Annotated in this window: 1 pseudogene; it reads right to left on the minus strand. The window is 64.7% G+C overall.

The window, feature by feature from the left end:
- A pseudogene (locus BN1189_RS16300) lies at nt 1–340 on the minus strand (hypothetical protein); the annotation flags it as partial.
- Nucleotides 341–592: the final 252 nt, after the last annotated feature.

Here is a 592-nt window from a genome sequence, read left to right on the forward strand (position 1 = left end):
GGGCGCCCCCGCCTCCGCCGCATCCGCATGTCGACTCGTCATGCTGGTGGTGCATGTGCATCTCCTCTCCGCCGCCATGCTGGCCCGGATAAAACAGCGATGAGTCGTGTGATGTTGAATCATGCAGATGCCAGCCCGTCTGAGGATACGGACTGCCCGGGAACGATGAGGACTCGGCATTCACAATCGGATTCCCGATCGGCGGGACGGCGGGCGGTTTCTGCGGCAGCGTCGGCGGTACCATCGGAGCGGGCATTTGTCCTGACGGCTGCTGGTGAGGCGGTGTTTCATGGGACGGCATCGGGTGCATCGGCATCTCCGGCATCGGCATCTGATGCATCGGCATGCACTCCATGTCGTACACCGGCATCCAGCAGAACGGCATCGGCATGACCGGCATGTACGGTGAATGATGGTGCGGATACGGCTGAGGCTGCGGTGCCGGCATTTCCGGTTCCGGAACTTCATGCACCGGCGGCTTTGGCGGCTTTGGCGGTTTCTCCGCGGCCGGCGGCTTCGGGACGTCCGGAGCTTTCGGCGGAGCCGGCGGCTTCATGTCGGGCGGCGCGGGCTTCATCTCCTGCTTCGGCGG

The sequence above is a fragment of the Bhargavaea cecembensis genome (assembly GCF_000826125.2).
GTDB lineage: Bacteria > Bacillota > Bacilli > Bacillales_A > Planococcaceae > Bhargavaea > Bhargavaea cecembensis_B.